General features: G+C 42.5%; 23 protein-coding genes and 1 pseudogene. 16 read left to right on the top strand and 8 right to left on the bottom strand.

The genetic code is table 11. The annotated features are described in order from the left end of the window. Positions 1–1199, bottom strand: a pseudogene (locus ACYVAA_RS12845) (S9 family peptidase); the annotation flags it as partial. Between the two features lie 651 nt (positions 1200–1850). Between ACYVAA_RS12845 and ACYVAA_RS12840 the strand changes: the two are divergent. From ACYVAA_RS12840 to ACYVAA_RS12780, 13 genes are all read left to right on the top strand, one after another. After that, on the top strand, positions 1851–2327 hold the full coding sequence (locus ACYVAA_RS12840; protein WP_460542280.1) for an Lrp/AsnC ligand binding domain-containing protein: 477 nt from the start codon (positions 1851–1853) through the stop codon (positions 2325–2327). 259 nt (positions 2328–2586) lie between these two features. Next, a complete protein-coding gene (gene sufB, locus ACYVAA_RS12835) occupies positions 2587–4032 on the top strand; it encodes a Fe-S cluster assembly protein SufB (protein WP_460542278.1) in 1446 nt (481 codons plus the stop codon). 100 nt (positions 4033–4132) lie between these two features. Further along, positions 4133–4894: an ABC transporter ATP-binding protein gene (sufC, locus tag ACYVAA_RS12830; RefSeq protein WP_460542276.1), complete on the top strand. Its 762-nt coding sequence runs from the start codon at positions 4133–4135 to the stop codon at positions 4892–4894. Between the two features lie 39 nt (positions 4895–4933). Further along, entirely contained in the window at positions 4934–6226 is a 1293-nt protein-coding gene (gene sufD, locus ACYVAA_RS12825) for a SufB/SufD family protein (RefSeq protein WP_460542273.1), read from the top strand. Between the two features lie 10 nt (positions 6227–6236). Continuing rightward, complete coding sequence (locus ACYVAA_RS12820) at positions 6237–7460, top strand: SufS family cysteine desulfurase (protein WP_460542271.1); 1224 nt, start codon at positions 6237–6239, stop codon at positions 7458–7460. Further along, positions 7457–7888, top strand: coding sequence for a SufE family protein (locus ACYVAA_RS12815; protein WP_460542269.1), 432 nt, complete (start codon positions 7457–7459; stop codon positions 7886–7888). The genes ACYVAA_RS12820 and ACYVAA_RS12815 overlap by 4 nt, the downstream gene beginning before the upstream one ends. Before the next feature lie 4 nt (positions 7889–7892). Then, positions 7893–8237, top strand: a complete 345-nt coding sequence (locus tag ACYVAA_RS12810; RefSeq protein ID WP_460542267.1) for a DUF59 domain-containing protein — start codon at positions 7893–7895, stop codon at positions 8235–8237. Positions 8238–8262: 25 nt separating this feature from the next. Continuing rightward, complete coding sequence (locus ACYVAA_RS12805; protein WP_460542265.1) at positions 8263–8682, top strand: BrxA/BrxB family bacilliredoxin; 420 nt, start codon at positions 8263–8265, stop codon at positions 8680–8682. A gap of 320 nt (positions 8683–9002) precedes the next feature. Beyond that, positions 9003–10289, top strand: a complete 1287-nt coding sequence (locus tag ACYVAA_RS12800; protein WP_460542263.1) for a type II citrate synthase — start codon at positions 9003–9005, stop codon at positions 10287–10289. Positions 10290–10572: 283 nt separating this feature from the next. Continuing rightward, positions 10573–12282 carry a DEAD/DEAH box helicase gene (locus ACYVAA_RS12795; protein WP_460542261.1) on the top strand — a complete coding sequence of 570 codons (1710 nt, stop codon included), beginning with the start codon at positions 10573–10575 and terminating at the stop codon, positions 12280–12282. Positions 12283–12395: 113 nt separating this feature from the next. After that, positions 12396–13100 (top strand): RsmE family RNA methyltransferase, encoded by a 705-nt coding sequence (locus ACYVAA_RS12790; RefSeq protein ID WP_460542259.1) that lies wholly within the window; start codon positions 12396–12398, stop codon positions 13098–13100. A 1-nt stretch (position 13101) separates the two neighbouring features. Beyond that, on the top strand, positions 13102–13665 hold the full coding sequence (locus ACYVAA_RS12785) for a Crp/Fnr family transcriptional regulator (RefSeq protein WP_460542257.1): 564 nt from the start codon (positions 13102–13104) through the stop codon (positions 13663–13665). Between the two features lie 134 nt (positions 13666–13799). Further along, positions 13800–14114 (top strand): DMT family transporter, encoded by a 315-nt coding sequence (locus ACYVAA_RS12780; protein ID WP_460542255.1) that lies wholly within the window; start codon positions 13800–13802, stop codon positions 14112–14114. Positions 14115–14120: 6 nt separating this feature from the next. On the opposite strand, the gene kdsB is transcribed toward ACYVAA_RS12780, so the two are convergent. Then, positions 14121–14849, bottom strand: a complete 729-nt coding sequence (gene kdsB, locus ACYVAA_RS12775) for a 3-deoxy-manno-octulosonate cytidylyltransferase (RefSeq protein ID WP_460542252.1) — start codon at positions 14847–14849, stop codon at positions 14121–14123. A 357-nt stretch (positions 14850–15206) separates the two neighbouring features. On the opposite strand from kdsB, the gene ACYVAA_RS12770 reads away from it, so the two are divergent. From ACYVAA_RS12770 to ACYVAA_RS12760, 3 genes are all read left to right on the top strand, one after another. Further along, positions 15207–15755 (top strand): ferritin, encoded by a 549-nt coding sequence (locus tag ACYVAA_RS12770; protein WP_460542250.1) that lies wholly within the window; start codon positions 15207–15209, stop codon positions 15753–15755. Between the two features lie 142 nt (positions 15756–15897). Then, positions 15898–16353: a DUF1801 domain-containing protein gene (locus ACYVAA_RS12765; RefSeq protein WP_460542248.1), complete on the top strand. Its 456-nt coding sequence runs from the start codon at positions 15898–15900 to the stop codon at positions 16351–16353. 267 nt (positions 16354–16620) lie between these two features. Continuing rightward, positions 16621–17742 carry a formylglycine-generating enzyme family protein gene (locus ACYVAA_RS12760; RefSeq protein WP_460542246.1) on the top strand — a complete coding sequence of 374 codons (1122 nt, stop codon included), beginning with the start codon at positions 16621–16623 and terminating at the stop codon, positions 17740–17742. 94 nt (positions 17743–17836) lie between these two features. Here the strand turns inward: ACYVAA_RS12760 and ACYVAA_RS12755 are convergent, their stop codons facing one another. The 6 genes from ACYVAA_RS12755 to gatB all read right to left on the bottom strand — a co-directional run bounded on the left by ACYVAA_RS12755 (position 17837) and on the right by gatB (position 24844). Next, a complete protein-coding gene (locus tag ACYVAA_RS12755; RefSeq protein WP_460542244.1) occupies positions 17837–20287 on the bottom strand; it encodes a leucine-rich repeat domain-containing protein in 2451 nt (816 codons plus the stop codon). Then, entirely contained in the window at positions 20274–21116 is an 843-nt protein-coding gene (locus ACYVAA_RS12750) for a hypothetical protein (protein WP_460542242.1), read from the bottom strand. The genes ACYVAA_RS12755 and ACYVAA_RS12750 overlap by 14 nt, the downstream gene beginning before the upstream one ends. Next, positions 21113–21691 carry a hypothetical protein gene (locus ACYVAA_RS12745; RefSeq protein WP_460542240.1) on the bottom strand — a complete coding sequence of 193 codons (579 nt, stop codon included), beginning with the start codon at positions 21689–21691 and terminating at the stop codon, positions 21113–21115. The genes ACYVAA_RS12750 and ACYVAA_RS12745 overlap by 4 nt, the downstream gene beginning before the upstream one ends. 29 nt (positions 21692–21720) lie before the next feature. Further along, positions 21721–22188: a nucleoid-structuring protein H-NS gene (locus ACYVAA_RS12740; RefSeq protein WP_460542238.1), complete on the bottom strand. Its 468-nt coding sequence runs from the start codon at positions 22186–22188 to the stop codon at positions 21721–21723. Between the two features lie 72 nt (positions 22189–22260). Then, complete coding sequence (locus tag ACYVAA_RS12735; protein ID WP_460542236.1) at positions 22261–23376, bottom strand: redoxin domain-containing protein; 1116 nt, start codon at positions 23374–23376, stop codon at positions 22261–22263. A gap of 4 nt (positions 23377–23380) precedes the next feature. After that, the gene (gatB, locus tag ACYVAA_RS12730) at positions 23381–24844 is read right to left on the bottom strand and encodes an Asp-tRNA(Asn)/Glu-tRNA(Gln) amidotransferase subunit GatB (RefSeq protein WP_460542234.1); all 1464 of its coding nucleotides are present in this window, start codon (positions 24842–24844) and stop codon (positions 23381–23383) included. Positions 24845–24883: the final 39 nt, after the last annotated feature.

Raw genomic sequence — 24883 nt, 5'->3', positions numbered from 1 at the left:
CTGGCCTTTCGGTCCAAATTGATATTATCAAAGTCTCTGTCCTCAAGCTGAACCACCTTGCCGGATTTAAGGTGATATACTGCTAAATAGCTTTTGTTCTCTTCCCTACCTTTATTTTTCAGCTGCATGGGCTGGATTTCAGCATCCTTCCATCCCCAAATATCCAACGAAACCCTTTCTTCATCCAAGATGGTGCTGTCCTCTTTGTAAGCGTAGGTTTTATAATCTTCCGAAACACCAAAATAAAGTCTCTGCCCATCTTCTGAAAACTTTAGATTCCCTCCTTGAGCAAGCCTTCCTCCTTCAAGAATCCCGTCCACCTTTCTATCTATGACCATTCTGATTTTTTGCTTTTTGATGGAATACAAATGAAGTTGATAATACGGCTTTTTGGACTTTGAAGAATCAGGGGTGGCCAAAAATGCAAAATCTTTCAAATCTTTGGAAAAGGCTACATCCGTATACTTGGTTTTGCCGGAGTCCAACATGATTCGTTCTCCTGATTTTAGCTCCAGCAAGCCAATTCCAGCATTCTCCAAGGTATCTTGGGTGGCCGTTACATAATATAACCAATCACCGTTTTCGGAAAACCCGTACTTCTCTACTCTTTCTAATTCATAGCTGGTACTTTGGTCAAAACTCCTGACCCACAATCGGGTACCCTCTGTTTTTAGCTCAGTCTTCTTATTCTCTTCCTTGTTGGCTGAATCTTTTTCAGCATTTTTTACTTTTTCCTTTTCAAAGTGAACCGCCAACCAATTACCTCCTTTATCCGGCACCTGGTAAGATTTGACCGCTGCATATTTTTCCAGGGTTCCTGAAGCCAGAGATAAAATAAACAGGCTGTCCTTAGGCATTTTCTTAGCCCCAACCTTCTTCAGTTTTAGGGCACGGACAGTATCTTTCTGTGCTTTTATCTTACCGACGCCCCATCTTCCATCATTTGAATACCTGAAATCATACCCTCTTGGAATGAGTCTTTTATTTGCGGGAGCATCATGAGCCACCACTTCTACCCTGCCATCACCGTCCTGAGGATTTACCTCATAGGCCACCCATGCACCTTCATTGGATATCTTGGTGGAAGCTACAGACTCCCATCGGTCATAATCATCATGTGTAAGCGCTCTTTTTTGCTGTGCATTTCCAGCAAAGGACAGTAACACCAGTAAAATGGCAACTTTCAATCCTTTCATCATATTGGGAATATATTTTTTAATGAATCAATCAATTCCCGAAAATTACGCATTAATGCGTGACAAGGTAATTAAGAGTTGGACCAATGGTAGTAATTTAATAACTAAGGTCATACAGAAGTACCAGAACAGTGGCCCATTTAAAAAAACTAACCGTTGCTTCACTTGAACTGCATGAAAAATTCCTCCATCCCTGAATGCGACGTGCACCCGTACTCATCCTTCATATTTGGGATTTAGACTAACTTGATGCTGATAGATAGATAAAATTAAAGTTGACTTATCAGTCTTCCCTGAAAGACTGTTTCATGACTGATCCTAAACTTTTAGGACCACTAAAAATAAGGTCTTATTAAAACAAAAAAGTCTCGCCAATGGCAAGACCCTTTTCAGAATATAAACCCAAATATAACTTTAGAGATTAAAAGTTTCTACTTCAATACCAATGCAAAAGGATAAAAAAAGGACTTGAACCAAAAATTATTTCAAACTTATCGTTGGATCACCAAATTTTTAATCCCTTTCACAATGTAATCCCAAAGTAAATACATTTTATTGTATTTTGCAAATCAAAAAAAATGTTACCTGAAATTTTGACAATTCAACAATTTAAATGCATCTTTATTCAAATAAAGACAACCAAATAAATAAATAATGGATAAAAATTTAGATATTGACAATGTTGATTTGAAGATTATCTCATTGCTAAATGAAGATGCCAAAACCCCCTACACCGAGATCGCCAAGAAGGTGTATGTTTCTTCTGGTACTGTCCATGTAAGAATGCGCAAATTGGAGGATATGGGGATTGTCAAAAGCGCTACACTCAACATTGATTTTTCAAAACTGGGTTATGATATCTCTGCATATCTGGGCATTTATTTGGAAAAAAGCTCCCTCTATGACAATGTCATAGAAAAACTCAAAGCCATTTCGGAGGTGATCAATGCTTATTACACTACCGGGAATTACAGTATTTTCGCCAAAATTATTTGCAAGGACACCAACCACCTCAGGGATGTACTGAACAAAATCCAAAAAGTGGACGGAGTTGACAGAACCGAAACACTCATTGTACTCGAAGAAAGCATAAACCGACCTATACAGCTATTTGAACAGGATGCAAAATAAGGCACTGCATCTAGCTAATTATTTAGATTAAATCTAAATAAAGTACTAATAGGAGGATTCCAAGTTTTTCTGATATTTTATCAACAAACCCAAAAGTGTCATCCAGGCACTTTTGGCACTTTAAATAGCTGTTTTTTAAGACGTTAATAACAAATTTTTCATAAAATCCACTGAATTTTAATTCCTTCTGAACATAAAAATTTAGATTAATGTTATATCTTTGCGCTATAAAATGTAATTAGTCTAAATAACTCGATTTATGAGCAAAGACAATCAAATTTTAGAGGAGTTCACCTCAAAGGAATATGAACACGGTTGGTCTGTTGATTTTGAAGCTGATGAGGCGCCAGTCGGTTTAAATGAAGAAATTATCCATTGGATTTCTGCCAAAAAAGAAGAACCAAAATGGCTGTTGGAATGGAGGTTAAAGGCCTTCAGGACTTGGCAAGCCATGACTGAACCAGAGTGGGCCAACGTTACCTATCCAAAAGTGGATTTACAAGCCCTAAAATACTACTCTGCTCCTAAGCAAAAATCCAAGCCCAAAAGCCTGGACGAGGTTGACCCAGAGCTCCTTCAGATTTACGAAAGACTAGGTATTAACCTTAACGAGCAAAAAAGACTTCAAGGGATTGCTGTGGATGCAGTACTCGACTCTGTATCTGTAGGAACCACCTTCAAAGAGACTTTAAGTAAACTGGGCATTATCTTCTGCTCTTTCAGTGAGGCAGTTCAGGAGCACCCGGAATTAGTTAAACAATACTTAGGCTCGGTAGTCCCTATGACGGACAACTACTACGCCGCCCTTAACTCGGCCGTCTTCTCTGACGGATCTTTCTGTTATATCCCCAAAGGTGTGAGATGCCCCATGGAGCTATCCACTTATTTCCGTATCAACGCAGCCAATACAGGGCAGTTTGAGCGGACTTTGATCGTAGCAGAAGATGAATCGTACGTTTCCTATCTTGAAGGCTGTACTGCCCCTCAGCGGGATGAGAACCAACTTCATGCCGCAGTAGTTGAAATCTACGCGGCCACCAATGCGGAAGTCAAATATTCTACCGTACAAAACTGGTTCCCTGGTGACAAGGACGGTAAAGGTGGAATCTATAACTTCGTAACCAAAAGAGGTATCTGCGCCGGAGACCATTCCAAAATCTCTTGGACACAGGTAGAAACCGGTTCAGCGGTGACTTGGAAGTATCCTTCTTGTATTCTTAAAGGAGACTACTCTGTGGGTGAATTTTATTCCGTGGCAGTGACCAATAACTACCAGCAAGCTGATACCGGTACCAAAATGATCCATATCGGTAAAAACACAAAATCCCGAATTGTATCCAAGGGTATTTCTGCTGGTAAATCGCAAAACTCCTACAGGGGCCAGGTACAGGTAATGAAAAGGGCTCACAATTCGAGAAACTTCTCCCAGTGTGACTCTTTGCTTATGGGGGACAGATGTGGGGCGCATACCTTCCCTTATATAGACATCCAAAACCCAACTGCCAAGGTAGAACACGAGGCCACCACTTCCAAGATCGGTGAAGATCAGATTTTCTACTGTAACCAAAGGGGTATTGACACAGAAGATGCCGTTGCATTGATTGTTAACGGATATGCCAAAGAAGTATTGAACCAGCTCCCAATGGAGTTTGCCGTTGAGGCACAAAAACTTCTTGCGCTTACCCTGGAAGGCAGTGTGGGATAATTCCCCCTTACCATTTTGCTATTAACTTACCGGTGAAGGAGGCCCAAAGGCACTCCCCTCACCTGCTATTACCGAAAACAGAAAAGAATCAGTACAAATCATGTTATCAATAAAAAATTTACACGCATCTATTGAAGGTACTCCTATCTTGAAAGGAATCAACCTTGAAATCAAAGCCGGAGAAGTACATGCCATTATGGGACCTAACGGTTCAGGCAAATCCACTTTGGCTTCTGTGCTTGCCGGAAGAGAAGAGTATGAAGTGACTGAAGGAGAAGTTACCTTTAATGGCAAGGACCTTTTGGACCTTAGCCCTGAAGATAGAGCCCGTGAAGGTGTGTTCTTGGCTTTCCAGTATCCAGTGGAAATCCCAGGTGTGAGCACCACGAACTTCCTGAGAACCGCTGTAAACCAAGTAAGGGAATACAGGGGGCAGGAAGCTTTAGATGCCGTTAAATTCCTTTCTTTGATGAAAGAAAAGATGAAGTTGGTGGACATCGATCAGAAATTGATGAGCCGTGCTCTTAATGAAGGCTTTTCTGGAGGGGAGAAGAAAAGAAATGAGATTTTTCAAATGGCCATGTTGGAGCCTACGCTCTCCATCTTGGACGAAACGGATTCAGGATTGGACATTGATGCCTTAAGGATCGTTTCCAACGGTGTCAACCAGTTGAAATCACCAGACAATGCCACCATCGTGGTCACCCACTACCAGCGTCTGCTGGACTATATTGTACCTGATTATGTTCATGTACTTTACAAAGGAAAAATCGTAAAATCCGGCTCCAAAGAATTGGCACTGGACCTAGAGGAAAAAGGATATGACTGGATCAAGGAGGATGTAGACGGCGCTTCTGTCTAATTACTCCTTTAATTGTCAAACCATCTTATTTCTTAATCGATGACTACACTTACTAAAAATAAAATCACTGACTCCTTCTTGGAACACATAGCCCATTCGCAAAAGAAAGCTCCGTGGAGTGAACTTCAGCAGCGGGCATTGGATGTGCTTCAAAAAGAAGGTTTGCCGGTCCAAAAAGCAGAAGAATATAAATACACTCCGGTAAGTAAAAAGCTGGAAACATCCATTACCGACCTAAGCACTTCAAAAAAGGGCAACCTGACCAAGGATCAGGTAGAAAAGGAACTTATTCCTGGCCTGGATGCAGACTTAGTGGTCTTTAACAATGGGCATTTTGATGCCGCTTTATCCACTGTTTCGCAGCAAAATTACAGCCTTAAAACCTTTGCTGAACTTACCGAAGAAGAGATCAAGCTGATAGGTGCCAATGCCAAGCCTGAAAAGGATCCATTTGCCGCCTTGAATACAGCTGCTTTTGAGGATGGTATATATGTTCACGTGGACAAAAACAAAGTGGTGGAAAAGCCCATTTTATTCCTTTATTTCAATCAGGCAAATGAAGGACAGGTTATTCTGCCCAGAATCCTTATCCATACCGAATCCAATTCCCAAGCTAATTTTATAGAAAAAGTGGTCAGCTTGGATGACCAAGCCTATTTCATCAACGGAGTATTGGAAATCAATGCAGGTGAAAATGCCCACATTTATTATTACAAGCTCCAGCATGAAAACAAATCGGCCATTGAAGTCAGCAATTTTGTTACCGATATTCACAGGGACGCTACTTTCTATGCGGTGACCATTTCTCTTCAGGGAGATATGATCAGAAACAACCTGACCCTCAACCTACTGGGCAGTGGCTGTGAAGGCAATATGTATGGACTCTATTTGCTCAATGGCAGCACCCATGTGGACAATCACACCAATGTGGACCATACCCTGCCTCATGCAGATTCCAACGAACTGTACAAAGGAATTCTTTCGGACAAATCCAGAGGGGTTTTCAACGGAAAGATCTTTGTGAGACAGGATGCACAAAAAACCAATGCCTTTCAGCAAAACAACAACATCCTTCTTTCAGAAGATGCTATTGTAAACACCAAGCCCCAATTGGAAATTTGGGCCGACGACGTGAAGTGCTCTCACGGCTGTACCACAGGACAGTTGGATGAAGAAGCGCTTTTCTACCTCCAAGCAAGGGGAATCGGTAAAGACCAGGCAAAAGGCCTTTTACTGTATGCTTTTGCCGGAGAGATACTTGACCATATCAAAATTGACGCACTCAAAGAATATTGCACTTCACTCGTTCAAGAAAGATTAGGGAAATTATAAAACACCTTTCATGACTTTGGACATCCAAACTATTCGGGGGCAGTTTCCGGTACTCGACCAGGAGGTCAACGGGAAGCCCCTTATATATATGGACAATGCCGCCACTACCCAAAAACCAAAAGTGGTATTGGATGCATTGTCCGCTTATTATACCCAAGACAATTCCAACATTCACCGAGGGGCACACACCCTCGCTGACCGTGCCACACGGGCATATGAAAAAACCCGTCAGATGGTCAGGGACTTTTTGAACGCTGCGGAAGAGGAAGAAATAATTTTCACCAAGGGCACTACCGAAGGCATTAATTTGGTAGCATCTACCTTTGGCAGAAAGTTCATCAATAAGGGAGATGAAGTGATCATCTCTACCCTTGAGCACCACTCCAACATTGTCCCTTGGCAAATGCTGTGCGAGGAAAAAGGAGCCATCTTAAAGGTCATCCCCATCAATGACAAAGGGGAGATCCTTATGGAGGAGTTTGAAGCACTGTTAAGTGAAAAAACCAAATTCGTGTCCATCGTGCACGCCTCCAATGCCTTGGGAACCATCAACCCCATTGAGGAAATCATCCCTAAGGCCCATGCCGTCGGGGCTAAAGTCCTGATAGATGGTGCCCAATCATCAGCACACCTGGACATAGATGTACAGGCTTTGGACTGCGACTTCTTTGCCATGTCAGCGCACAAAATTTATGGGCCTACAGGTTTAGGGATATTGTATGGAAAACGGGAAATTCTAGAAGCCATTCCTCCTTACCAGGGAGGCGGTGAAATGATCAAAGAGGTTAGGTTTGAAAAAACCACCTATAATGAAATTCCTTTTAAATTTGAAGCAGGTACGCCCAATATAGCTGACGTGATCGCTTTTCAAAAAGCCATTGAGTTCATCAATGAGCTGGGCAAGGATAGTATACGGAAGCACGAGGAAGATTTATTACAATATGCCGAGGAAAAACTTGGCCAAATCAAAGGCTTCATACCTGTAGGTACCGCCGATAAAAAGGTGAGTGTATTATCCTTCCTGATCAACGGCATGCACCCTTTTGATGTGGGCATGATGCTGGATGCCGCAGGAATCGCTGTGCGTACCGGGCACCATTGTACACAGCCCCTGATGGGACGCTTTGAAATCGAGGGAACTGTTAGGGCCTCCTTTTCTGTTTATAACACCAGAGAAGAAATAGACAGGCTTTGCGACAGTGTAAGCAAGATTGCCAAACTGAAAAATAAATGACTGATATAAATCAAGTTCAAAACGAAATCATAGACGAATTTGCCATCTTGGAAGGTGACAGGGAGTCCACCATATTTTATATTATGGAGCTGGGCAACCAGCTGAAGGACTTTCCAGAGGAGGCTTACCAGGATGAAAATCTCATCAAGGGCTGCCAGTCAAAAGTGTGGTTGACCACAGAAGAACAAGACAATAAAGTCATCTTTAAGGCCGACTCGAATACGGACATCACCAAAGGGCTCATCAGCCTTTTGATCAGGGTCCTATCCGACCGTAGCCCTAAAGAAATCATAGATGCGGAACTGTACTTCATTGAAAAAATAGGTATGGGCAATATCATTGGTTCCCAAAGATCCAACGGACTTGCCTCCATGATCAAGCAAATGAAACTGTACGCATTGGCATATCAAACAAAATTAAACGTTTAGCTTTATGGCTGAAGAAACCAAAGAGGATCAAGCAAAGGTCAATGTCCCCGATCTAAGGGATAAAGTGGTACAAGCCATTAAATTGGTGTATGACCCCGAAATCCCCGTGGATGTCTACGAATTGGGACTCATTTACGAAATCAGCGTTTACCCCGTAAACAACGTCTACGTATTGATGACGCTAACTTCGCCCAACTGCCCATCCGCTGAATCCATCCCTTCGGAAGTAAAGGACAGGATACAGCAAATACAAGGGATAAACGATGTAGAGGTTGAGCTGACCTTTGATCCCCCCTATTCCCAGGACATGATGTCCGAAGCTGCCAAACTGGAACTTGGCTTTTTGTAAGAATATTAAATTAAAATGAAATAATATGTACCCTGAAGAATTAGTTGCACCGATGCGTGCAGAATTGACTGATGTTGGTTTTCAAGAATTCAAAACTGCTGAGGCGGTAGAAAACCATCTTAAGGACCATAAAGGAACTACTTTCATTGTCGTTAACTCGGTTTGTGGATGTGCTGCAGGAGCAGCTAGACCGGGGGTGAAATATGCCTTGGACAGGACAGAAGCCCACCCCACAAACCTTGCCACTGTTTTTGCCGGTAATGACAAAGACGCTGTGAACAAAGTAAGGGAGCTTTGCCTGCCTTATCCTCCTTCTTCCCCTGCAATGGCATTGTTTAAAGACGGAGAATTGGTACATTTCATCGAGCGTCACCACATCGAAGGACGAAATGCCCAGATGATCGGTGAACATTTAGTAGAGGTATTCGAACACTTTTGCAAATAATTGAAATGGTCCGCTTAGGCGGACCATCTTTTTTTGCCAATACCCACAAAAAAGAACTTCCCGAACCTATCGGGATTTTATTTTGATTTTACCCTAATAACCGCCAAAAGATTCGAGCTTTAACAGGAGATGGCTTTAATAATTGCGCAAAAAGCGCACAACTTAAAAACACGAAAAAAAATTAAGTAAAAATACTTAATTATAAACGTTGTAAATAATGAAGTTCATTATGATTTTAAGGTGCGTTTTTATTAACTTAAGGCCGCCAAACGCGATTTTACTGTTAAGATCAAAACCATAAATAGATAAACGTAAAACTTATGTCTGAAATAGCTAAGTTATCCTTCAACGGCAAGGAGTATGAACTGCCAGTTACAGAAGGTACTGAAAATGAAAAGGCAATTGAGATTGCCAAACTAAGAGGCCAATCCGGATTGATTACTTTAGACCCAGGATTCAAGAATACAGGGTCTACCAAAAGTGCCATCACTTTTCTTGATGGAGAAAAAGGTGTTTTAAGATACCGAGGTTACAACATAGAGGATTTGGCCGAAAAATCCAACTTTTTGGAAGTTTCCTACCTTCTGATTTATGGTGAGCTACCTACACAGACACAATACGAGCAGTTCTCTAAAGAGATCACTACCCATACCTTAGTACACGAAGACATCAAAAAGATGCTTGACGGATTCCCTTCCGTAGCCCATCCAATGGGTGTATTGTCTTCTTTGATCTGTTCTTTGACCGCTTTCTACCCTACTTCTTTGGATCCCAACAGAACCCAGGAAGAGATCAACCTCAGCATCATCCGCTTGATGGCCAAAATGCCAACTTTTGCAGCTTGGTCGTATAAAAACAAAATGGGACACCCGGTAAACTACCCTGACAATAGCCTGGATTACTGTTCCAACTTCCTTAAGATGATGTTTGCCCTTCCTGCTGAGAAGTATGAAATGGATCCGGTTATCAGCAAGGCACTTGACCAGTTGCTTATCCTTCATGCGGATCACGAGCAAAACTGTTCTACTTCCACGGTAAGGGTAGTAGGTTCTTCTCAAGCAAGTATTTACGCTTCTATTTCTGCCGGTATCAATGCCCTTTGGGGGCCTTTGCACGGTGGGGCCAACCAATCTGTTATCGAGATGCTTGAAGCGATCAAAGCAGACGGTGGCGACACGAAGAAATACTTGGACAAAGCCAAAGACAAAAATGATCCGTTCCGCCTAATGGGCTTCGGGCACAGGGTTTACAAAAACTTTGACCCAAGAGCCAGAATCATCAAAAAAGCAGCTGATGACGTACTTGCTAAATTAGGTGTCAATGACCCTGTATTGGAAGTTGCCAAGGAATTGGAAGCTGCAGCTCTTAAAGACCAGTACTTTGTAGACAGAAAGCTTTATCCTAACGTTGACTTCTACTCAGGAATCATCTACAGAGCCTTGGGAATCCCAACAGACATGTTTACAGTGATGTTTGCTCTAGGCCGTCTTCCAGGCTGGATTGCCCAATGGAAAGAAATGAGGGAAAACGGTGAGCCAATTGGCCGACCAAGACAGGTTTATACCGGAGCCAATGAAAGGTCTTATGTTTCGATGAACAAAAGATAATTTTAACCATACAGACTTGAAGGCGGGATATGACAATGTCCCGCTTTTTTTTTCTTAGCGCCCCTAAAGCTTTCAATAGGCTTTCACCAAATTATTTTCTAGCCTTCGGCCCTAAAACTAAAGTTTATTTTTACATATCCGGCCAATAATTTGACAAAACAAAATATTTTCTCTATTTTTGCAGCTCAATTTTAATCAGAAAATTCTGAGTCGTGAGTTTCCTTACTCGGTCGCATTTGGGTTGTATTCAAGGAAATCAGGGCACAGGAGTAAGGAAAATTTCATGGAAAACGAAGTATTATTTTCGGACCTGGGGATTTCAAACGAAATTCTTCAGGCAGTGGAAGATATGGGCTATACCCAACCTTCCCCTATTCAAGCACAATCAATCCCTTTAATGCTGGAAGGCAGAGATGTCATCGGCCAGGCCCAAACCGGAACCGGTAAGACAGCCTCCTTTGGTATCCCTATCGTAGACATGGTGGATCCAAGCCGCAACAAGCCTCAAGCATTGATCCTTTGTCCTACAAGGGAACTTGCCGTACAGGTGGAAGGGGAAATCTTCAAACTTGCCAAGCACAAAAAAGGCATCTTCAGCACTGCTATCTATGGCGGAGAATCCATTGACAGACAGATCAGAACACTGAGAAAAGGTGTCCAAATCATCGTGGGAACTCCTGGAAGGGTAATGGACCACATGAAACGCGGAACGCTCAACCTGGAAACAGTGAGAACGATCGTATTGGATGAAGCGGATGAAATGTTGGATATGGGATTCAGGGATGACATCGAAACGGTATTGAACCAAATGCCGGAAGATCGTCAAACCATCTTCTTCTCAGCCACCATGGCCAAGCCTATCATGGACTTGACCAAAAAGTACCAAACAGAGCCTGAGATAGTAAAAATCCTTAAAAAGGAACTTACTGTAGAAAACATCTCCCAAGTATACTATGAGGTAAAACCAAACCTCAAAATGGAACTGATCACCCGTTTGATCAATGTCCATCAGTTCAATCTTGGTGTGGTGTTCTGTAATACCAAAAGAACTACCGACGAGGTGACCGAAGGCTTGATCGCCAGAGGAATTATGGCAGAAGCCCTTCATGGAGACCTTTCCCAGGCCCAGAGGGACAAAGTAATGAACAAGTTCCGTAAAGGACATTGTTCTGTACTGGTCGCAACAGATGTAGCGGCAAGGGGAATAGATGTAGACAACGTCGAGGTGGTCTTCAATTATGACCTTCCTTTGGACGAAGAATATTATGTACACCGAATCGGCAGAACCGGAAGGGCAGGCCGATCTGGTATGGCCATTTCTTTCATCACTGGAAGAAAAGACATTTTCAGATTGAAGGACTTGGAAAGGTACATCAAAACCAGCCTGACCAAAATGACACCACCTTCAGTGTCTGAGATGATAGATCAGAAAAAAGACCAATTGGTCACTGATGTTACCGACCAATTGTCCAAAGACGAAGACAACCAATTGTTTGAAGCTACCTTGGGCCAATTGCTGGCTGAAGGGATCAGCATCGAACAAATCGCACTTGGCCTGGTAAAGCTCCAAATGGGAAAATCTGTCGAAGAACTTTCTGAAATGAACTTCGACCTTAACTTAGGCAGGGATAGAGACAGAGCTGAACGAGGAAGAGGAAGAGAGCGTGACCGCGATAGAAGTGGCCGAAAAGGTAGAGAACGTTCTGAAAGAGGAGCCAAAAGAGGTGTAGGCCGTGAAAAAGGAAGAAGAGAAGCCAACATGGCGAGGCTTTTCCTTAATCTGGGCAAAAAAGACAGGATCAGGCCTAACGACATTGTAGGAGCCATTGCCGGTGAAGCGGGTATCCCAGGAAGACAAATCGGAGGAATAGACATTTTTGACAATTTCTCCTTTGTGGATGTACCTTCCAAAGATGCTGCTCACGTGATCAACGTCATGAAGAGCAATACCATCAAAGGCAAGCCTGTCAATATGGAACTTTCTAAAGGTTAATATTTATATAAAGGTTAATTAAGGTTAAAAAAAGCGCAGACCATATGGTTTGCGCTTTTTTGGTTTTAATCAAAACCTGTATCCTTTAAATTTGTACCAAAAGAAACCTCAACATGCAATTATTTTTCCAAAAGGACATCCATGAAGGGCCGATAGTGCTTGAAGCCGATGAATCCCGCCACCTAAGCAAAGTTCTTCGCAAATCTGTCGGCGATGAAATCCACCTTACTGATGGAGATGGCCACCTTTATACCTGTAGGATTTCCCGTATCGATCCAAGAAAAACAGAATTGGATGTTCTTGCCCAGGAAAGTACCCCTCCTGACCCCTATCACATCCATTTGGCCATTGCCCCTACGAAAAATACGGATAGGATGGAATGGATGCTGGAAAAAATAACCGAAATAGGTTTTCACGAAATCTCCTTTATCAAAACAAGTCATTCTGAAAGAAGTTTTTTAAAACAGGACAGGCTTGAAAAAAAAATGATCTCCGCCTGCAAACAAAGCCTCAAGACAAGGCTGCCCAAAATCCATTCCCTGGTTTCCTTCGAGGACCTCATCCATGACCCGGTTTTCAATACATACGAAAAATTCATCGCCTATGTGGATGAAAACAACCAGCAGCACCTCTATGACCTTGCCTCAAAAAACAGTCCCTACCTGGTGCTCATCGGGCCTGAAGGTGATTTTTCGGAAGAAGAAATAAAGCAAGCCTTTGATCATGGTTTCAAAGCCTGCAGTCTGGGCCATAGCCGACTGCGCACAGAAACCGCAGGGCTCGCCGCGGTACATGCATTGAGTATGAAAAACTTTTGACATGACCATCGATAAAATCCTTCACGAAAACCATGGACTGGCCCATGAGACCGTTCGTATTCTCCTAGAACAAGGAAAAACAGTGAGGTTCTCAAAAAACCAACGGATCATCTCTGAAGGTAGACTGGCCCTATCCAGTTTTATCATCATTTCAGGCTGCGCTAAAGCCCATATGAATTTGGATGGCAAGGACATCAACTTTTGGTTCGGGTTTGAAGGGGACTTTCTCTTGTCTTATAACAGCAAAATTCTAAATAAACCCGGATACGAAAGTATTACTGCCTTAGAAAACTGCACCCTATGGGAAGTGGCCAACCACACCTTGGAAGAACTCTGCCTCCAAAATCTGGAAGTGGCCAATTGGATGAGAAAGCTGGCAGAAACAGAGCTGATCAAAACGGAGAAACGGCTGATCAACCGACAAACCAAGGAAGCTAAAACACGTTACGAGGAGCTTATCACACAGTACCCGCAGGTACTGGAAAGAATTTCATTAGGAAACATAGCATCCTATCTTGGGATCAACCAAGTCTCTCTTAGCAGAATACGCAGCCAGATTAAGTAAGGGCAGGAATACGGGAAGAGTGAATCCTCATAGTTGTAAAATGGCATTGACATACAGCCTGGGCTCTTGTTTTTTTAACCTAGGTTAAAAGTAATCCCTCCCATTAAAATTACTTTTGCAAAAAAACAATTCAAATGGCTTGGTTCATCTTATTTCTTGCAGGGCTTTTCGAAGTCGGTTTTACTACTTCTTTGAAGATGTCAAAGAATTTCACCGATCTAAAATGGTCCTTGCTGTTTTTACTTTGCATCAGTCTCAGCTTCTATTTGCTCAATCAATCCATCAAAACCATCCCCATGGGTACAGCTTATGCAGTATGGACAGGAATAGGGGCAGCAGGTACCCTAATAGTAGGCATCTTCTTCTTTGAAGAGCCCACGCACTGGTTGAGAATATTCTTCCTACTCCTGTTGATCGGCTCCATTGTTGGTCTAAAAGCCGCAGCCTAAGAATAATTACTGCTGTGTCCTTTGATAGAATGCAATGGCCCTGTCCAAGTCCGCTTTGGTATCAATGGCTACTGCTTCGTGTTTGGTTTCCACCATTTTGATCCTCACACCATTTTCCAATAAGCGCAGTTGCTCCAGCATCTCCGCTTTTTCCAACATGGATTTTTCCCACTGGGTATATTCCATCAGTAGGGCTTTGGTATAAGCATATACCCCAATATGCCTGAAATAATCCGGAAGAAATTGATCCCTTACAAAGGGGACGGGGGAACGGCTAAAATAAAGTGCAAAATTGGTTTTGTCCACCACCACTTTTACCGAGTTAGGGTTAATCACTTCCACATCATCTTCAATTTTCCGCATCATGGAAGCCACCTTCACGCTGGAATCCTGGAATACACTTACCAGGTCCGCCAATGATTCCTTGTCCTGAAAAGGTTCATCTCCCTGTACATTGACAACCACGTCCGCATCGACATGGGCCACGGCTTCCGCAATCCTATCAGAACCGCTCTCGTGCTCTTTTTTGCTAAAGTAAACTTCTCCCCCCTCCTTCTGGATTTGTTCTGCTATAAGTTCATGGTCGGTTACGACGATCACTTTATCAAACAGGCCCGTCGCTACCGTGCTGAGATAAGTCCTCACAATAACTGGTTTGCCACATAAATCAGATGTTAACTTACCGGGGAAACGGGTAGCCCCGTACCTTGCAGGAATCATTGCAACTATTTTCATAGGGCAATGTTAAAAAAAATAAATCAATTTCCCCCTGATTTGAGGCCGATTAGATACATCTTCCCCAAGATTATTAAACGATAGCAAAAGAAGCCAACGCTTCCCCGATTATATCGTAATACTTAAGATAAGGACAACAAGGGATGGCTTGGCACGACTCTTTGGAAGGTGAATTCCAGACTGTTCAGCGAAAACCATTCAGTTTATTTATATTTAATTCAAATTAACATTAACCAAATTTTATTCTTCAAATCTTTACTTATACCAATTCTAAATTCACATTTCAACACCCAAAGATGCAACTTTAGTCTAAAATTTTGGTTAAGTTTGTTATACATCATAAAAACGAACGGAATTATGAAAACGAAAGAAAAGGAAATTGTAACGCTCCAGCGTTCATTATTACACGATACAGAAAAGATGCTCAACAAACAGATAGAAATGGAAGGCAAATCTTCTGCCTACTATCTATCAATGGCCTCATGGTGTGACATGATGGGGTATGACAATGCAGCCAACCTTCTCTACGAACATGCCGAAGAGGAGAGACAGCACATGCTAAAGTTATTGCATTACATTAACGAAGCCGGAGGACATGCTATCCAGCCTGAAATCACAGGTATTAAGCATCACTTCACTACCCTTAAAGAAGTATTTCAGCTGATTTTAGAGCATGAAATTCAAGTAACTAAATCCATCAACATCATTGTGGACCATTGCTTTGGGGTTAAGGACTTTGCTACTTTCAGCTTTATGCAGTGGTATGTAACCGAACAGAGAGAAGAAGAAACCCTTGCCCGTAGGGCCCTTGAGCTGTTTGATATCATCGGTGAAGAAGGAATCGGTCTTTGGACCATCGACCAGGAGCTGGGCAAACTTCATGATAAAACCGGAGGGGATGCTTAAGGCTAAACCTTTCTTATAAAGGATCATTACGGAAAGCGGCTGAAAATAGCCGCTTTTATTTTTTCAATAATGTGTAACTTAAGCCAGCTAACATAGCTCCAGCAACAGCCTGGTCCATCAAAAACCAATAATCCTTTATAGTATGAAAATAGAAGCCAATTCCCCGGAAGAATATGTAAAAAGCATTCCAGAAGACCGTCAAGAGGCCTTTTCCAAGCTTCGTTCCACTATCCAAAAAAACCTCCCAAAAGGCTTTCAAGAGACCATGAGCTATGGAATGATCGGGTATGTCGTTCCTCACTCCCTCTATCCCGATGGATACCACTGCGATCCCAAACTCCCCTTACCCTTTATGAACATTGCTTCCCAAAAACACTTCATTGCTTTTTATCATAGTGGGATTTATGCGGATAAAGAGATCTTGGATTGGTTTGTCAGTGAATTTCCAAAACACAGTCCCTATAAACTTGACATGGGAAAAAGTTGCGTAAGGTTTAAAAAGCCAGACCATATCGCTTTCGAGCTGATCGGTGAATTGGTCAAAAAAATATCAGTGGAAGATTGGATTAAAATGTATGAAGAAAACATAAAAAAGTAACTGTTCCGTTATGATGAGGCATTTTGGAGTCTTAATGGCTCAACAACCAAAATCCGCTTGACATCAAACACCAAGTCTAAACCAGCCTTAATGGATACTTCTTTGGATAATTGGCGCTCCGCTTATCAAATACTTATTCATTAGCTTTACAATTATAAAAGTTAAACTTACTTTGCAAGATAGAGCCAACTGGGCTATTGAACCGAAAATGCGAAAAGAAATTCTCTTGCATAACCAAAGTTTAAGAATTCATATTTAATTAAATCAATGATGCAATTATTGCAAAAAATCAGCACGCCGTTGTACAATATGCTCTTTGCAGCAAGTATGCTGGGAGTACTTGTCAGCTGTTCTGAAAAGAGTACCCAACAAAAGGAAGAGGAAAGTTCTGCTCACCAAGAAATCAGCCCTAAGCCTGAGGCACCAAGCTCACAAGAAGGCATGGTATGGATTCCGGGAGGGGAATTCAAAATGGGCACTGATGAAGAGGAAGCTTATCCCGCGGAAAAGCCGGCTGTAACGCGAAAAGTAAACGGCTTCTGGATGGACGAGACAGAGGTTACCAATGCCGAGTTCAAAAAGTTTGTCGATGAAACCGGCTATGTTACGATCGCCGAACAAAAACCTGATTGGGAAGAAATGAAAAAGCAGCTTCCTCCTGATACCCCTAAACCAGATGAGTCGCTGCTGCAAGCGGGATCTATGGTCTTCTTCCCTCCTTCTAATCCTGTAGACACCAGAGATATTTCCCAATGGTGGAAATGGGTCAACGGGGCCAATTGGCAGCATCCTGAAGGTCCAGATTCCGATCTGGAAGGTAGATGGGAGCACCCAGTGGTCCACATTGCCTATGATGATGCTGTGGCCTATGCTGAATGGGCAGGAAAAAGGCTTCCCACAGAACCGGAATGGGAATTTGCGGCCAAAGGTGGCCTTATTAATCAGAGATACGCGTGGGGAGATGAATTAAGACCCCAAGGAAAAATCATGGCCAATACCTTCCAAGGTAATTTCCCCAATGGCAACAAGGGAGAGGACGGTTTTATGGGAACCGCTCCGGTAAAAAGTTTCCCCCCGAACAATTTCGGCCTTTATGATATCATTGGTAACGTCTGGGAAATGACAGACGATTGGTTTGATGCCATCAAGTTTCAAAGACTTGCCGGAAATGCCCCCCTATTGGACTCTAATATGAATCAATGTTATAATCCTTCCAACCCATTTGCCAAAGAGCGGGTAATCAAAGGAGGTTCATTTTTATGCTCGGACAATTATTGTGTCAACTACCGTCCAAGTGCCCGACAGGGACATGCGTATGATAGCGGTACTTCCAATGTAGGCTTCAGATGTGTTAAAGACGCCCCACAAAAGGCTGTTAGCTTAAAATAACAGACGATAAACACCCCCAATAAAAAATCCCTTGGCATCAATTGATGCCAAGGGATTTTTTATTTTTTTATTCGCCGCTCTTCCTGAATGAATCTTAATAATACCGTACGTCACAATCGGGATTAGCTTCCTTAAAGCTGTCTATCTGTCGGCTGTTGATTCTCGTATTGAAACAGATCAACCGCTTCAGATTGGTGAGCTCCTCAATGGGCCTAATGCTCCTGACATTGGTACTTGCTATATCCAGCTCTTCCAGGCTACCCAGTGTTTCCAGTCCTTTGAGACGCTTCACACCTGTCCCGGATATGATCAATGTTTTGAGTTTAGTCAACGTCTCCAGAGGTCTCAAATCCTCCACACCTGTATTGGAAAGATTAAGCGATTCCAGGTTCTTAAGACTTCCAATAGCCTCTAACTCTGAAATTGGAGACTGGGAGATCTCTAACTTTTGCAACAGTTCCATGCTTGGAATGTCCGAAATGTCATATAAAGGCACATCATGCACAGACAAGCTTTGGAGATTGACAAAGTCTACCAGTGGACGTAAGGAATTAATACTTTTCCGCTTTATCACTACTTCACGTGAAGAAGTCAAAAGATGCAATTCTTTGGTATCCGGTTCAGGATCTAATCCAAATTGCTCCACAAATATGGATTTCCATACACCGTCGAGTCCGTTCCACCAGGCCTTAAGCTGCTCCGAACGATAGATAATGCAAGCTTGAGGCACCACTTGCAGCATTCCCTGGACTTCCCATTCCGGAACATCTGTTCCATCCACATCCAGATAAGTCAGCTTTTTCAATTTGCTCAGTGGACCAATACTAGCTATCCCGGAGTTTTTCAATGAAATGAATTCCAAGGTTCCCAGGTTTTCCAAATCCTCTACATTGGTAACGATACTGTTATTTCCGGAAATCCTTTTTATTGTCTTCAATTCCCTTACCGGACTCAAATCATGCACCTTGGTATCGTCAAATTTCAAGGACACCAGCTTCTTGAATTTAAGCACAGGCCTAAGGCTTATAATTTCGCTTCCTGAAATATCCAAAGAATCAACACCTACGATACTGGACACCTGTTCAATAGTAGGTATTCCCATTTGTATTCCGTTCATTCCTTTGCTCAACTCGGCTTTCCATCCTTCAGGCAAAGTGTCCCACCAGGTCTGGAGGTTCTCCACATTATGAATCAGTAAGACGCTTCGGTTGTTTCTGGCAAATTCATCTGCCTGATCTTCAGCAATTCCAGTACGATCAGCATAAACCTTCTGAAGGCTTGTCTTTCCGTCCATCGGAGACAGGCTGTTCACCTCGGTCTCGTTGATATTGAGCACTTTTAACTTGGACAAGTCCTTCAGAGGAGTCAGGTCCTTGATATTCGTTCTGCTTAGATTGATTTCTTCAAGGGCCTCCAAATTGGCCAAGAAGTTAAAATTGATCAGATAGTTACCCTTGATATCCAGTTTTTTGAGCTGATTAAGTTCATTGATGCTCTCTAGATTATTGAACCCACTCTGCTCGAGATTAAGCTCTTCCAAAGCCTCAAAAGAATTCATGGCAGCAAAACTCATCAAAGGGGTATTGCTTGCCTTCAACACCTTCAAATTGGATAAATTACTTAAATCATCGATATTCTCAATCAGGGTATTGGAAATATCCAGGTAAGCAAGGTTCTCCGCATATTTGATGAACTGTATATCCTCAGTCGGGGTATTGGATACATCCAGGTAACTGAGAAAAGTCACATTACTTATCGGCCCCAATTCCCTGATCATGGTATTGCTGATATCCACATACTTCAGGTCCCTCAAAGCCTCCAAAGGGTTGAGGTCCTGAATGAATGCATTACCGGAGAGGTCCAGACTATCAAGCGCACTGATTTTGTTCAAGTGGTCAACAGTAATGGAATCTTCCTCTGCAATCGAAAATTCTTTTCTGAAGAAGCTCGTCCATTGGTAAGAAAGTGCTCCCCACCATTCCATCAATTCCTTGTCCCGGCTTAGCTTAGTGGTATAAATACTTGCTATTTTCAGTTCATTGGACTGCCGATCAAGATTTACTTCTACAAACCTGGGCTTGGTATTTTCAATTTTTTCATTGTCCAAACCAACCGCGGAGAGGGTTCTGTCAAGAGAAACACTGAACGACAGTTCCCCATTGTCCCTTAGGAAGGGCTTGACATCCCTGACCTTAAACTTAAAGCTGGCGTCCTTGAAGAAAAACTCCACGTCCTTAAGATAGGCAGTGACATCCTTGTTGGTAATTACCTGCCTGTCCAGGACCAGGTCATCCTCTACCTGTACCTTATTGTCTCTGAAGATCTTCTTATAACTCTCCGTGATGATTACATCCTTGTCCCTTGCTGGAGTCTGGCCACTCCCTACGGTATTTAGGAAATACTCCAAAAACTGAATTTGATCCTCTACTTTTTGACCAAAGTCTTTTATCTCCTGTTTGGAGTATCCTCCCATGTCCTGCGCGGATAATACACAGGGAGACAGCAGGAATGCCAAAAAGATAATATAATACCTATTCTTGATCATAAATATAATTTAGGATAACCTCTTTTTCTTCTTCGTTTTTGTACTGGGTAAGATTGCTGATCAACCAGCCTGTATTGAATCCTGGTCTGTTAAATTGTGATACTTCAAAATACCAGTCGTCAATCTGAAAGAAGTGGAACTTCACTCCTTTTACAGTTTCAAATTTGATGTTTCCGTTTTTAATCTCATAGAGAAAAATACTGAGGTAATCGGGTTTAAATTCATCCGGAGTATAAGATTCCGGCTTTTTGTTATCCTGAAGTGCCTTTCTTAAATTCATAAAGCCCAGCTCATGGCTAAGCGGATGTAGGAAGGGTTTTTTCGCCCCCTCATCTTTGTCAAAAAAACGTTTAAAAGAATCAAACGACACATTATCGATCACCCATTCATATCCCAATCCTTCTTGCTGAAGCTTCATAAACAGGGTAATGTCTTCCTTTTTCCCTTTGTATAGAAAAACGGTAGACACCTCTGCAAACCAATTTTCTCTATGAAAATTGAGGTATTGAGGATAATTCTTGGATAATACTAAATCGGTGAATTCCTTTCGAAGATTTGCAGGGACATTGGACGTCTCATTATCAAAAAGTAGGCTTAAATACTTTTGCCTGAGTTCCCTGTTGTGGTATTCTTCGTCCCCCTGATAATACCTTGTCAGTCCGTCCTGACTTTCTTCGGCATTAAACCGGCGGAAGAATTGATTGAGTTGTTTTGTTGAAGCAGCGAATCTGCCATCATCCTTAATTTGACCGGGGCCGTATAAACCCTGCCCCGGTGCAAATTGTATGGATATAATAATTGCTAATACTAATAAGCTTATTTTCTTCATGCGGAAGTTTCAGTCACTCTAATGTCGCCCAGCATCACATCCCAAAACTCGATCGTTCTTCCTGCTACCTGAGTCTGTTTTTTCTCCACGTAGATAGTGATATCCTTCTTCGTGGTGTCTTTATAGTTCAAACCTGTCTCAGCAGAAGTTCCTTCAAAACGCTGATAGATCGTCACCACACCTACATACCGGCCATCAGGCTGTCTCTCCAAATCGGAAATATAGTGGATATCATACCAGCTGATGTTTACTCGGTCATAGTTAAGGGCCATCAATCTTTCGAAATACCTTCTAACGGGATAGTAAGCCACTTCATTTGAGCTTAGGGAAGAAACGCCCATTTCAGCACCTGGAGCAAAAAGCTCTTCGGCACGGTCCATCACACGGTTGGCCTCTGAAAACTGTGTTTCCTTACTTCCGATAATGCTGATGTATTTACTAAGGTCTTTTACCTTCTCCAGTGCCAGTGAATCAATGGCCTGCTTTCTCTGAGGGCTGATGTTGTCAGATTGCGCTGCAGCGAATAGCGTAGTCGCAAAAAACAGTAGAATTAATGCTTGAATATGCTTTTTCATGATTATAGTCTCTTTTCTAAGGTGCTTAATTATCTTCGACGTAATTCAAGTTCAGTAACCTTACCGCTACCGTCCAATCTCACGTCGCTGATGAAATTCAAATTCTTCTTGGTATCCTTCAGATAGTTAAGGTACTTTACGATGGTTGTTGGTTCATCATAATCTTTGATACCGTTTTCTTCATGAATAACAATCAGCACAGGAGTGTTTTGATTGGCAAACATACTCAAAGCTTCCTGGATGGAACTGTTAGCACTCTGTACGCTACTTGCATTAGCGATGGCAGAAAAGTAATTTTCAAGTTTTCCAACAGCAACTTCTTCAGCAGTAGGTTGATTTACCGGAGCTGGTGCCGGCGCTGGCTCTTCTACAGGGGCGGGGGCAGGAGCTGCTTCTACGACTTTCTTTTTACTCTTACAGGCACCCATTGCCAACAGACCAAATAGTGCCAAAGTCATTAGCCTACTAAGTGGTGATTTTAGACTTCTTTTTTTCATGTTATAGATTTATTTATAAGTTGGTTAAATTACATTTTTCAACCGGTTACAAAGAGATCAAAAAGTATTCCATTAATCAAAAATTTCCTTCAATTTATTTTCCAGACTTGGACCTCTTAGGTCCTTTGCAATAATTTTCCCTTCAGGATCAAGCATATAAGTAGCTGGAATGGCATTGATTTTATATTTTGCTGCTGCCTCGGAATTGAAGTATTTCAAATCAGACACATGCGTCCAGGTGAGGTTATCCGCATCAATGGCCTCTACCCAAGCCTCTTTGCTTCTGTCCAAAGAGACGCCAAAAACCTCAAATCCTTTTTCTTTATACTCATTGTACAAACGAACCACATTAGGGTTTTCCTCTCTACAAGGCTTGCACCATGCGGCCCAGAAATCAATCAGAACATATTTCCCTTTTAGATCCGAAAGGTTGACCATCTCGCCCTCAGGGTTTGGTAAAGATATCTCCGGTGCCGGCTGCCCGATGGACAAAGCCCTCATATCATCAAGCTCCTGCTTAAGGCCAACAATCATTTTGGTGTTCGGATACTTTTCATCCAGTTTACCCACCAGGCTATCGATATAGGAAAAGTCATTTCTAGGATTGAGCATTCCCACTGCTGCCAAAGCAGCAAAGCTTCCGTTCATGCTGTCAATGGTGCTTTTCACTTTCTGGGCATGATTCGATTCCAGCTCCATCGCCTTATTCTGGATAGCTTTGATTGCTTCTTCATTTTTTGAAGAAAGGGCTTCATAATACTCAGAGTTGAGCTTGTTGATTTCTTCCTGGTAAGCTTCGGCCAGTTGATCAACTTTCGTCACCTGCTCTGTATCAAACGAACCGGAAACGATCAGGCTTTCTTCATTGTCAAAATCATACTCAATGGTAACATCTTCACTGTAAAGGGCCAGTTTTAATTGCTTTTGGCCATATAGATCCAGCTCATAAAAGGCAGGATGTTCCAGGCTCACTTTATATTCAAACTTCCCGTTGGGCTTTACCTCTAGGGTATCCATAACCTCGATGCTGTTATCCATAAACTTGGACAGGATCAGGGCTCCTTCAGGTTGATTGGTCAGTTGGCCGCTTATGGTAACTTCCCCATCAAACTCTTGCTTTACTTTGCTTGAACATGATGCTATCAACAATAGGGATGATAACACAATAATATAATTGAACTTGTTCATCGTATTAGCTATCTAGTAATTCAGTTAAAATTTTGTTGGCCACCTTAGGATCTGCCTTGCCTTTGGATTTCTTCATCACTTGGCCCATAAACATCCCCAAAAGTCCTTTCTTACCGGATCTGTACTCGGCCACTTTCGCCTGGTTTTCTTCCAGCACGCTTTCTATAATCGGCTTCAAAGATCCTTCATCACTCTCCTGAATAAGGTTAAGTTTTTGGGCAATTTCAAGTGGGCTTTGTGAGCCATCCTTGATCATTTCGGGGTAGATCTTTTGAGAAGCCACCGAAAAGTTGACCTTTCCTTCATCAATCAATGCGATCAAGCCCGCCAGCTGCTTAGGCCTTACGGGAAATTCAGCAATATGGAGAGTAAGCTCGTTCAAATAAGACTTTACAGGGCCCATCATCCAGTTAGAAGCCGCCTTGTAGTTTTTGGTCTGTGAGCAAAGCTCCTCAAAATAAAGGGCAATTTCTTTGGAATCAGTCAGGACATTCGCATCGTATTCCGGCAGTCCGTATTCATCTACAAAGCGCTTATGTAATTCTCTCGGCAAGGAAGGCATGCCTGCTTTGATACTTTCCAGCCATTCTTCTGCAATCACCACCGGGCTTAAATCAGGCTCCGGAAAATAACGGTAATCGTTCAGATCTTCCTTGGTACGCATACCTGATGTCAATCCGGTCGTGGCATCAAAGGTACGGGTCTCTGATATAATCGTCTCTCCCTTTTCCAACATGTCCACTTGGCGGTCAAACTCATGTTCGATCGCCCTGGCCACATTTCTGAAGGAGTTCATGTTTTTCACCTCGACCTTCTTGCCCAAGGCAGTCTCTCCCTTGAGACGGATAGAAATGTTGGCGTCACAACGCATGGACCCTTCCTCCATATTTCCGTCACAAATTTCCAGATAACGAACCAATTTTCTGATCTCGGCCATAAACTGATAGGCCTCTTCAGAAGTTCTGATACACGGTTCCGTTACAATCTCCAAAAGCGGTACACCAGCCCTGTTATAGTCCACCAAAGTATCTACCTCTCCTGCCAAGTGCATGGACTTACCGGCATCTTCTTCCATATGGATCCTGGTAAGTTCTATATCGTGGGATTTCCCACTCTTTTCCAGGTTGACCGTGACATAGCCTCCCACACAAACCGGGTTTTTGTCCTGGGTAAGCTGATACCCCTTCGGAAGATCGGGGTAGAAATAATTTTTTCTGGCAAAAATATTGGTTCTGGTGATTTCACTGTTGCAGGCCAATCCCAATTTCATGGCAAATTCCACTGCTCTTTTGTTCACCTTTGGCAAGGTGCCGGGATGACCAAGGGTAATAACTGAAATGTTTGTATTGGGCAGGTTACCGAATTCGGTAGAATCTGCTGCATACATTTTACTGTTCGTCAGCAATTGGACATGGACTTCCAGTCCCACTACTAACTCGTATTTATCTTTTATTTCCTTTGAAGGCATTGTACTGTATTAAATCTTTTAAATTAAATGGATCAGGTT

This window comes from Echinicola sediminis (assembly GCF_054777495.1).
This window is presented reverse-complemented; position numbering and strand designations above follow the sequence as displayed.

What these genes read in the sequence shown, in the direction of transcription:
- ACYVAA_RS12810 (WP_460542267.1), top strand. Translation starts at nt 7,893, where the DNA reads ATGGCTGAAGAAACCAAAGAGGATCAAGCAAAGGTCAATGTCCCCGAT.
- ACYVAA_RS12805 (WP_460542265.1), top strand. Translation starts at nt 8,263, where the DNA reads ATGTACCCTGAAGAATTAGTTGCACCGATGCGTGCAGAATTGACTGAT.
- ACYVAA_RS12790 (WP_460542259.1), top strand. Translation starts at nt 12,396, where the DNA reads ATGCAATTATTTTTCCAAAAGGACATCCATGAAGGGCCGATAGTGCTT.
- ACYVAA_RS12795 (WP_460542261.1), top strand. Translation starts at nt 10,573, where the DNA reads ATGGAAAACGAAGTATTATTTTCGGACCTGGGGATTTCAAACGAAATT.
- sufC (WP_460542276.1), top strand. Translation starts at nt 4,133, where the DNA reads ATGTTATCAATAAAAAATTTACACGCATCTATTGAAGGTACTCCTATC.
- ACYVAA_RS12840 (WP_460542280.1), top strand. Translation starts at nt 1,851, where the DNA reads ATGGATAAAAATTTAGATATTGACAATGTTGATTTGAAGATTATCTCA.
- ACYVAA_RS12750 (WP_460542242.1), bottom strand. Translation starts at nt 21,116, where the DNA reads ATGAAGAAAATAAGCTTATTAGTATTAGCAATTATTATATCCATACAA.
- gatB (WP_460542234.1), bottom strand. Translation starts at nt 24,844, where the DNA reads ATGCCTTCAAAGGAAATAAAAGATAAATACGAGTTAGTAGTGGGACTG.
- sufB (WP_460542278.1), top strand. Translation starts at nt 2,587, where the DNA reads ATGAGCAAAGACAATCAAATTTTAGAGGAGTTCACCTCAAAGGAATAT.
- ACYVAA_RS12820 (WP_460542271.1), top strand. Translation starts at nt 6,237, where the DNA reads ATGACTTTGGACATCCAAACTATTCGGGGGCAGTTTCCGGTACTCGAC.
- ACYVAA_RS12800 (WP_460542263.1), top strand. Translation starts at nt 9,003, where the DNA reads ATGTCTGAAATAGCTAAGTTATCCTTCAACGGCAAGGAGTATGAACTG.
- ACYVAA_RS12745 (WP_460542240.1), bottom strand. Translation starts at nt 21,691, where the DNA reads ATGAAAAAGCATATTCAAGCATTAATTCTACTGTTTTTTGCGACTACG.
- ACYVAA_RS12785 (WP_460542257.1), top strand. Translation starts at nt 13,102, where the DNA reads ATGACCATCGATAAAATCCTTCACGAAAACCATGGACTGGCCCATGAG.
- kdsB (WP_460542252.1), bottom strand. Translation starts at nt 14,849, where the DNA reads ATGAAAATAGTTGCAATGATTCCTGCAAGGTACGGGGCTACCCGTTTC.
- ACYVAA_RS12740 (WP_460542238.1), bottom strand. Translation starts at nt 22,188, where the DNA reads ATGAAAAAAAGAAGTCTAAAATCACCACTTAGTAGGCTAATGACTTTG.
- ACYVAA_RS12765 (WP_460542248.1), top strand. Translation starts at nt 15,898, where the DNA reads ATGAAAATAGAAGCCAATTCCCCGGAAGAATATGTAAAAAGCATTCCA.
- ACYVAA_RS12770 (WP_460542250.1), top strand. Translation starts at nt 15,207, where the DNA reads ATGAAAACGAAAGAAAAGGAAATTGTAACGCTCCAGCGTTCATTATTA.
- ACYVAA_RS12755 (WP_460542244.1), bottom strand. Translation starts at nt 20,287, where the DNA reads ATGATCAAGAATAGGTATTATATTATCTTTTTGGCATTCCTGCTGTCT.
- sufD (WP_460542273.1), top strand. Translation starts at nt 4,934, where the DNA reads ATGACTACACTTACTAAAAATAAAATCACTGACTCCTTCTTGGAACAC.
- ACYVAA_RS12760 (WP_460542246.1), top strand. Translation starts at nt 16,621, where the DNA reads ATGATGCAATTATTGCAAAAAATCAGCACGCCGTTGTACAATATGCTC.
- ACYVAA_RS12780 (WP_460542255.1), top strand. Translation starts at nt 13,800, where the DNA reads ATGGCTTGGTTCATCTTATTTCTTGCAGGGCTTTTCGAAGTCGGTTTT.
- ACYVAA_RS12735 (WP_460542236.1), bottom strand. Translation starts at nt 23,376, where the DNA reads ATGAACAAGTTCAATTATATTATTGTGTTATCATCCCTATTGTTGATA.
- ACYVAA_RS12815 (WP_460542269.1), top strand. Translation starts at nt 7,457, where the DNA reads ATGACTGATATAAATCAAGTTCAAAACGAAATCATAGACGAATTTGCC.